We start from the raw sequence: 8,566 nt of genomic DNA, 5'->3' as shown, positions 1-8,566 counted from the left end.
GGCTGGGGATAAGCGGGGGACAGAATCGGACTCCGGAAACCATCCACAGCTTGTCCTGCCCTCGCACCGGATCTTTTCCGCAGCCTTTGGTTGTAAAGAAATTCCTTTTAGTTCAATGAGTTGACACGGTTTTCCACAGCTCCGGGCCGACTCCAGCACCACCGCTTTCAGATTTATTCCACATTCCTTCAAAGCGTAGAGGCACGGATTCCCATGCGTTTCACTCTGCAACGCGAGGCCTTTCTCAAGCCCTTGGCCCAAGTGGTCAACGTCGTCGAACGACGCCAGACCCTGCCGGTCCTGGCCAACTTCCTGGTCCAGGTGCAGGGCGGCCAGCTGTCATTGACCGGCACCGACCTGGAAGTGGAAATGGTCGCCCGCGCAGCGGTCGACGACGCCCAGGACGGCGAGACCACGATCCCGGCACGCAAGCTTTTCGAGATCGTGCGCGCGCTGCCGGATGGCAGCCGGGTCACCGTGAGCCAGTCCGGTGAAAAGGTCACCGTGCAGGCCGGGCGCAGCCGCTTCACCCTGGCCACGCTGTCGGCCAACGACTTCCCCTCGGTCGACGAGGTCGAAGCCACGGAACGGATCGGCGTGCCGGAAGCGGCGCTGAAGGAACTGATCGAACGTACCGCCTTCGCCATGGCCCAGCAGGACGTGCGCTACTACCTCAACGGCCTGCTGCTGGACCTGCGCGAGCAGTCGCTGCGCTGTGTGGCCACCGACGGCCACCGCCTGGCCCTGTGCGAGGCGGAGCTGGAGCAGACCGTGGCGGCCAAGCGCCAGATCATCGTCCCGCGCAAGGGCGTCACAGAACTGCAGCGCCTGCTGGAAGGCGGCGACCGCGCGCTGGAACTGGAACTGGGCCGGGCCCACATCCGGGTCAAGCGCGACGATGTCACCTTCACCTCAAAGCTGATCGATGGCCGCTTCCCGGATTACGAAGCGGTGATCCCGATCGGAGCGGAGAAGGAGGTCAAGCTGGAGCGGGAAGTGCTGCGTGCCGCGTTGCAGCGTGCGGCGATCCTGTCCAACGAGAAGTACCGCGGGGTGCGTGTCGAGGTCTCTCCAGGGCAACTGAAGATCAGTTCGCACAACCCCGAGCAGGAAGAAGCCCAGGAAGAGATCGAGGCCGACACCCGGGTCGACAACCTGGCCATCGGCTTCAATGTCAATTACCTGCTGGACGCACTGAGCGCGCTGCGCGAGGAGCACGTGATCATTGCCCTGCGCGACGCCAATTCCTCGGCGCTGGTGCGCGAAGCCAGCAGCAGCAAGTGCCGGCACGTGGTGATGCCGCTGCGGCTGTGACCGCAGAGGCGGAGCGCACCATGTTCCACGTGGAACCCCAGCGACGCCCGGCTCCGGCCGGGCGTCCTGCTGTCCGGGGCCGCCGATGCGGGTGACCCGGCTGTCGCTGCGCGACCTGCGTCGCTTCGACGCGGTCGAACTGGCACCGGCACCGGGCTTGAACCTGCTCACCGGCGCCAACGGTGCCGGCAAGACCAGTGTGCTGGAGGCGCTGCACCTGATGGCCTACGGGCGCAGCTTCCGTGGCCGGGCCCGTGATGGACTGGTGCGGGAACACGCGCCGGCGCTGGAAGTATTCGTTGAATGGGCCGAGGGTGGGGAAGGCGAGGCGCCGCCGCGGCTGCGTCGTGCCGGCCTGCGGCACAGCGGGCAGGAGTGGACGGGTCGGCTGGACGGCGTGGAAGTCGCGCATCTGGGCCAGCTGTGCACGGCCCTGGCGGTCGTGACCTTCGAACCGGGCAGCCATTCGCTGGTCAGTGGCGGCGCTGAGAACCGGCGCCGGTTCCTGGATTGGGGTCTGTTCCACGTGGAACAGGGGTTCCTGCCGCTGTGGCGCCGTTACGCCCGTGCGCTGAAGCAACGCAACGCGCTGCTCAAGGCTGGGGGCGGCAATGCCCAGCTCGATGCCTGGGACCACGAGCTGGCCGAGGCAGGGGAAGCCCTGACCGCCCAGCGCGAGCGGTATCTCGCCGAACTGGCGCCCCAGGCTGGCGCCATCGCCGCGCGGCTGACCAGCGGATTGGCCCTGCAGGGGCTGGAGTTCCAGCCCGGCTGGCGCCGGCAGGAGCTTTCGCTGGGCGACGCCCTGCTGCTGGGCCGCGAGCGTGACCGGATCAGCGGCCACACCGGCGTCGGCCCGCACCGGGCGGACTGGAGCATCGGCCTGCCGGGGCTGCCCGGGCGCGAAGCCTTGTCACGCGGCCAGACCAAACTTACCGCTCTGGCCCTATTGCTGGCCCAGGCCCGCGACTACGCCCACCGCCAGGGCCACTGGCCGGTGATCGCGCTGGACGACCTGCCTTCGGAGCTGGACCGCGGGCACCAGCGCCGGGTGCTGGAATTCCTGCTGGAGCAGCCGGACGTGCAGGTGTTCATCACCGCCACGGAAGTGCCACCCGCGCTGGAGGGCCTGGTCCCGGCGCTGCGCGTGTTCCACGTGGAACAGGGCCGGATCGCCCCGTAGAGTCGGGCTTGCCCGGCTGCTTTTGCCGGGAAACAGGGGCAGCCGGGCAAGCCCGGCTCTACCCGCAACCGCCGCGTGGCATGCATCTTCCCGCCTCACGTGTTCCGGAAGCGGCATGGTGCGCGGTGCTATAATCGGGCCTTGATTCCTATAGCTAAGGAGTCGCGGCTGCAAGGCCGCGGCCCGGCCCCGATCGTGGCGAAGGCATGAGCGAACAGACCCCGAGTTCCACCCCCGGCAACGACTCCTACGACTCCAGCAAGATCACCGTCCTGCGCGGCCTGGAAGCGGTCCGCAAGCGCCCCGGCATGTACATCGGCGACGTGCACGACGGCACCGGCCTGCACCACATGGTCTTCGAAGTCGTCGACAACTCGGTCGACGAGGCCCTGGCGGGGCACGCCGACGACATCGTCGTGCGCATCCTCGAGGACGGCTCGGTCGCGGTCTCCGACAACGGCCGTGGCATCCCGGTGGACACCCACAAGGAAGAGGGCGTGTCGGCGGCCGAGGTGATCCTTACCGTGCTGCACGCCGGCGGCAAGTTCGACGACAACAGCTACAAGGTTTCCGGCGGCCTGCACGGCGTGGGCGTGTCGGTGGTCAACGCGCTGTCCTCGCACCTGTGGCTGGACATCTGGCGCGACGGCCATCACTACCAGCAGGAATACTCGCTGGGCGAGCCGCGCTACCCGCTCAAGCAGATCGAGCCGTCGACCCGCCGCGGCACCACCCTGCGCTTCCTGCCGGCGAAGGAGATCTTCACCGACACCGAGTTCCACTACGACATCCTGGCCCGCCGCCTGCGCGAGCTGTCGTTCCTCAACTCGGGCGTCAAGATCACCCTGGTCGACGAGCGCGGCGAGGGCAGGCAGGACACGTTCCAGTACGAAGGCGGCATCCGCAGCTTCGTCGAGCACCTGGCGCAGCTGAAGACCCCGCTGCACCCGAACGTGATCTCGGTGACCGGCGAGCACAACGGCATCGTGGTCGACGTCGCCCTGCAGTGGACCGACGCCTACCAGGAAACGATGTACTGCTTCACCAACAACATCAACCAGAAGGACGGCGGCACCCACCTGGCCGGCTTCCGCGCCGCGCTGACCCGCACCCTGAGCAACTACATCGAGCAGAACGGGCTGGCCAAGCAGGCCAAGATCAGCCTCTCCGGCGACGACATGCGCGAAGGCATGATCGCGGTGCTGTCGGTGAAGGTGCCGGATCCCAGCTTTTCCAGCCAGACCAAGGAGAAACTGGTCAGTTCGGAGGTGAAGCCGGCCGTTGAGACCACGTTCGGCGCACGTTTGGAGGAGTTCCTGCAGGAACACCCGAACGAGGCGCGCGCCATCGCGGAAAAGGTGGTCGACGCCGCCCGCGCCCGCGAGGCCGCGCGCAAGGCGCGCGAGCTGACCCGGCGCAAGGGCGCGCTGGACATCGCCGGCCTGCCCGGCAAGCTCGCCGACTGCCAGGAAAAGGATCCGGCGCTGAGCGAACTGTTCATCGTCGAGGGCGACTCGGCCGGCGGCTCGGCCAAGCAGGGCCGCAACCGCAAGAACCAGGCGGTGCTGCCCCTCCGCGGCAAGATCCTCAACGTGGAACGCGCGCGCTTCGACCGCATGCTGTCCTCCGACCAGGTCGGCACCCTGATCACCGCGCTGGGCACCGGCATCGGCAAGGACGAGTACAACCCGGACAAGCTGCGCTACCACCGCATCATCATCATGACCGACGCGGACGTCGACGGCGCGCACATCCGCACCCTGCTGCTGACCTTCTTCTACCGGCAGATGCCGGAGCTGATCGAGCGCGGCCACGTCTACATCGGCCTGCCGCCGCTGTACAAGATCAAGCAGGGCAAGACCGAGCTTTACCTGAAGGACGACGCGGCGCTGGATTCCTACCTGGCCAGCAATGCGGTGGAGAACGCCGCGCTGGTGCCGGCCGAGGGCGAGCCGCCGGTGGGCGGCGAGGGCCTGGAGAAGCTGCTGCTGGCCTACGCCGGCGCGCGCGAGGCGATCGCGCGCAACAGCCACCGCTTCGACCCGCTGCTGCTGGAAGCGCTGATCGACTTCACCCCGCTCGACGCCGAGCACCTGGCGCAGAACACCGACGAGCGCCACGAGCTCGACGCACTGGAAGCCCGCCTCAACCGCGGCAAGCTCGGCAGCCCGCGCTTCGCGCTGAAGCTGCTGCCGGCGACCGAGGCGCGGCCGGCCGCGCTGCAGGGCACCCGCCGGCACATGGGCGAGGAACTGCTGCAGGTGCTGCCGCTGTCGATCTTCGAAAGCGGCGAACTGCGTCCGCTGCGCGATGCGGCCGCAGTCCTGCACGGCCTGGTGCGCGAGGGCGCGCAGGTGGTGCGTGGCGGCAGGTCGCAGCCGGTGTCCAGCTTCGCCCAGGCCCAGGCCTGGCTGCTGGAGGAAGCGAAGAAGGGCCGCCAGATCCAGCGCTTCAAGGGCCTGGGCGAAATGAACCCCGAGCAGCTGTGGGACACCACGGTCAACCCGGACACCCGGCGCCTGCTGCGCGTGCGGATCGAGGACGCGGTCGCCTCCGACCAGATCTTCAGCACGCTGATGGGCGACGTGGTCGAGCCGCGCCGCGAGTTCATCGAGACCAACGCGCTGAAGGTCGCCAACCTGGATGTCTGAGCCCGGCGGCGCCGGTCCGGCGGCCAGCGGCGCCATCGCCGCCACGGCCGCGCCGGCGCGGGTGCCACGCCTGCCGCCCGCGCGCTGGCGCAGCCTGCTCGGCGGGTTCCTGCTGGACGTGCTCCTGGCGGTGCTGGTCATGTTCGCCGCGCTGTTGCTGGCTGGCATCGCCTGGGGCCTGTGGCGCGGGATCGCGCTGGCCCGCGATGGTGCGGACAGCGCCGCGATCACCGCCGCGCTCGGCACGCCCGGAGCGCTGGCGCAGATCGTGATGACCCTGGCCGGCATGTCCGCGGTGGCGCTGACGCTGTATTTCCTGCGCCATCCGGCCAGCGCCGAAGAGCGCCGCCACTCGGTCGCGCGCCTGCGCCTGCCTTCCACCTGGGCCTGGGCCGCCGCCGTGGGCCTGGCCGTGTTCCTGGGCAGCTCGCTGCTGGGCTGGCTGGCGGGCAAGGCCGGCATCGAGGCCGAACCGACCAACCTGGCACTGATCGACCAGGCGCTGCAGCAGTGGCCGCTGTTCCTGGTCCTGTTCGCGGTGGTGCTGGCGCCGGCCTACGAGGAACTGCTGTTCCGCCGGGTGCTGTTCGGCCGCTTCCTGGCCGGCGGCCGGCCCTGGGCCGGGCTGGTCCTCAGCAGCCTGGCCTTCGCCCTGATCCACGAGCTGCCCGGGGCCAGCGCCAACCCGCCGCTGGCGGTCGCGTACCTGCTGCTGGTCTACGCCGGCATGGGCGCCGCCTTCGCCTGGCTGTACTGGCGCACGGGCACGCTGTGGGCGCCGGTCCTGGCGCACGGGCTGAACAATGCCGTGGCGCTGGCGTTCCACGTCTTCGGCTGAGCCGTTCGCTTGACGAAAAGTTAAGCCCGCTGCGAGGACACTTCCGTCTTCGGGTAACGGCACGGGGGAGGGCCGCGCATGCGCCGCACCAGGCAATGGAAGGGAATCGCGACGGGACTGGCGCTGGCCGCACTGGTGGGCGGATGCGCCACCACGACCTCGCCCACCGGGCGCAGCCAGTACATGGCGTACTCGGACAGCGAGCTCAACCAGGCCGGCGCGCAGGCCTTCACCGAGATGAAGTCCAAGCAGAAGACCCTCAGTGGCGGCAGCCAGAGCAGCTACGTGACCTGCGTGGTCAACGCCCTGGTGCAGCAGCTGCCGCCGGACTGGCGCGGCCTGCCGTGGGAAACGGTGGTGTTCGTCGACGACTCGCCCAACGCCTTCGCCCTGCCCGGCGGCAAGGTCGGCGTGAACACCGGCATGTTCAAGGTGGCGAAGAACCAGGACCAGCTGGCGGCGGTGATCGGGCACGAGATCGGCCACGTCTACGCGCGCCACACCAACGAGCGGGTCTCGCGCCAGGCGGCCACTTCCACCGGGCTGGCCGTGCTCGGTGCGCTGGCGGGCGCACGCTACGGCCAGGGCGCCTCGGACATGGTGACCCAGGGTGGCGGCGCGGCGGCCCAGCTGGGCCTGCTGCTGCCGTTCTCCCGCACCCAGGAAACCGAGTCGGACGAGATCGGCCAGCGCCTGATGGCCCAGGCCGGCTTCGACCCGGCGCAGGCGGTGGACCTGTGGCAGAACATGATCGCCGCCTCCGCCGGACGCTCGCCGGAATGGCTGTCCACCCACCCGGATCCGCAGAACCGGATCAAGGCCCTGCAGGCACGGGCGCCGGAACTGCAGCCGACCGCCCAGGCGGCGCGCAAGGCAGGCCATACGCCCAAGTGCGGTCCCTGAATCGCCACGACACGCCAGAACGTACAGCTTTCCGAACGAAACCCGGTTCTGCTAGTTTTGCCGACCCGGTTACGCCCCGCCAACGCGGTGGCCCGCATGAGGTGATCCAATGAAATTCCGCAGCAAGCACGCCGTCCTGTCGCTGTTCATCGCCGCCGCGCTCGGCGGCATGGTGGTGGCCGATGCCTCCGCGCAGTCCTCGCGTTCCGGCAGGAAGGCAGCGGCGAAGGCCGAAGTGCTGTACCCGGAGGCGACGCGCAAGGAGCCGGAAGCCAAGGCGTCGACCAAGACCGGCAAGAAGCTGCAGAAGCTGATCGATGTGTACAACGACGGGGACTTCGCCCAGACCCGCACCCTGGCCAACGAGATCCTCGCCACCGAGGGCGCCAACGCCTACGACAAGGCGCTGGCCGCACAGCTCGCCGCCCAGGCCACCTACAGCCTCGACGACACCGCCGCGGCCAAGGCCTACCTGCAGCAGGTGCTGGACTTCGACGGCCTGGACAACAACGGCCACTTCCAGTCGATGCTGATGCTGGCCCAGCTGCAGATGGGCGACGACGACTACACCACCGGCCTGGCCACCCTCGACCGCTACCTGGGCGAGAGCAAGTCGAACAGGCCCGAGGACCTCGCGCTCAAGGGCCAGGCGCTGTACCAGGTCGAGCGCTACGCCGAGGCGGTCCCGGTGCTCAAGAGCCTGGTGGAGAACACCCCGGAGCCGAAGGACAGCTGGGTCCAGCTGTTGATGGCCGCCTATGCCGAAACCAACCAGTACGCCGAAGCGGTGGCCCTCGCCGAGAGCCTGGCGGCGAAGAACCCGACCGACAAGAAATCCCAGACCAACCTGGCCGCGGTCTACAGCCAGGCCGAGCAGATGGACAAGGCCGCCGCGGTGCTGGAGAAGCTGCGCGCCGCCGGCCAGCTCAGCGAGGAGCGCGAGTACCGCCAGCTGTACATCACCTACGCCAACATGGATGGCCGCGAGAAGGACGTGATCTCGGTGATCAACGAGGGCCTGCAGAAGGGTGCGCTCAAGCCCGACTACCAGACCCATCTGGCCCTGGCCCAGTCGTACTACTACAGCGACCAGGTCCCGCTGGCGATCGAGGCCTGGAAGAAGGCCGCGCCACTGTCCAAGGACGGCGAGACCTACCTGAACCTGGCCCGCGTGCTGTGGCAGGAGGACCGGCTCGCCGAGGCCAGGCAGGCCGCCCAGCAGGCCCTGGACAAGGGCGTGAAGAAGCCGGAGGACGCGCGCAGGATCATCAACCTGAAGTAAGGGTCACGGAAACAACGCCACTCCCCTAGGCAAAGGGGCGTGGGATTGGTATATGCTTGGCGGTTCATGCGGTGTCACCCGCGAGAACCTGGGCCCCGGGGGGATGTGTCTCCCCGGGGCCTTCGCCCCACACCTGAGTCACTAGGCGCATGGCTGAACAACTGGTCGTCCACAGGAATTACGAAGAAACCGAAGAAAGCGGGCTGAGCTGGCCGCGCATCATCGGCATCGCGTTCGTCATTGCGCTGCATGCTGCGGCGCTGATGCTGTTGCTCATCCCGGCCGTGGCGCCGAAGGCCGACGTGGAGAAGGAGCGCAACATCCTGGTCACCCTGGTCGACGCGCCCCCACCGCCGCCGCCGCCGCCGCCGCCGCCGCCGCCGCCGGCCAAGCCG

General features: G+C 68.7%; 6 protein-coding genes and 1 pseudogene. All 7 read left to right on the top strand.

Features of this window, described 5'->3' with window-relative positions:
- The first annotated feature begins 213 nt into the window (after positions 1-213).
- A complete protein-coding gene (gene dnaN, locus CSC64_RS13495) occupies positions 214-1,314 on the top strand; it encodes a DNA polymerase III subunit beta (RefSeq protein ID WP_162435850.1) in 1,101 nt (366 codons plus the stop codon).
- A gap of 85 nt (positions 1,315-1,399) precedes the next feature.
- Positions 1,400-2,497 (top strand): DNA replication/repair protein RecF, encoded by a 1,098-nt coding sequence (gene recF / locus CSC64_RS13490; protein WP_162435849.1) that lies wholly within the window; start codon positions 1,400-1,402, stop codon positions 2,495-2,497.
- Positions 2,498-2,703: 206 nt separating this feature from the next.
- Positions 2,704-5,148, top strand: a complete 2,445-nt coding sequence (gene gyrB, locus CSC64_RS13485) for a DNA topoisomerase (ATP-hydrolyzing) subunit B (RefSeq protein WP_162435848.1) — start codon at positions 2,704-2,706, stop codon at positions 5,146-5,148.
- Positions 5,141-5,986 carry a CPBP family intramembrane glutamic endopeptidase gene (locus CSC64_RS13480; protein ID WP_162435847.1) on the top strand — a complete coding sequence of 282 codons (846 nt, stop codon included), beginning with the start codon at positions 5,141-5,143 and terminating at the stop codon, positions 5,984-5,986. Before gyrB ends, CSC64_RS13480 begins: the two co-directional genes overlap by 8 nt.
- Positions 5,987-6,064: 78 nt before the next feature.
- Positions 6,065-6,889 (top strand): M48 family metallopeptidase, encoded by an 825-nt coding sequence (locus tag CSC64_RS13475; RefSeq protein ID WP_162435846.1) that lies wholly within the window; start codon positions 6,065-6,067, stop codon positions 6,887-6,889.
- A gap of 109 nt (positions 6,890-6,998) precedes the next feature.
- On the top strand, positions 6,999-8,171 hold the full coding sequence (locus CSC64_RS13470) for a tetratricopeptide repeat protein (protein ID WP_162435845.1): 1,173 nt from the start codon (positions 6,999-7,001) through the stop codon (positions 8,169-8,171).
- Positions 8,172-8,320: 149 nt separating this feature from the next.
- Positions 8,321-8,566: pseudogene (locus CSC64_RS13465) on the top strand (energy transducer TonB); the annotation flags it as partial.

This window comes from Pseudoxanthomonas koreensis (assembly GCF_010093225.1).
Classification (GTDB): domain Bacteria; phylum Pseudomonadota; class Gammaproteobacteria; order Xanthomonadales; family Xanthomonadaceae; genus Pseudoxanthomonas; species Pseudoxanthomonas koreensis.
Note: the sequence above shows the minus strand (reverse complement) of the source record. Positions and strands in the feature narration are given on the sequence as shown.

Bases quoted from the DNA above. Each gene is read 5' to 3' on its own strand.
- dnaN (WP_162435850.1), top strand. From the start codon at position 214: ATGCGTTTCACTCTGCAACGCGAGGCCTTTCTCAAGCCCTTGGCCCAA.
- recF (WP_162435849.1), top strand. From the start codon at position 1,400: ATGCGGGTGACCCGGCTGTCGCTGCGCGACCTGCGTCGCTTCGACGCG.
- gyrB (WP_162435848.1), top strand. From the start codon at position 2,704: ATGAGCGAACAGACCCCGAGTTCCACCCCCGGCAACGACTCCTACGAC.
- CSC64_RS13480 (WP_162435847.1), top strand. From the start codon at position 5,141: ATGTCTGAGCCCGGCGGCGCCGGTCCGGCGGCCAGCGGCGCCATCGCC.
- CSC64_RS13475 (WP_162435846.1), top strand. From the start codon at position 6,065: ATGCGCCGCACCAGGCAATGGAAGGGAATCGCGACGGGACTGGCGCTG.
- CSC64_RS13470 (WP_162435845.1), top strand. From the start codon at position 6,999: ATGAAATTCCGCAGCAAGCACGCCGTCCTGTCGCTGTTCATCGCCGCC.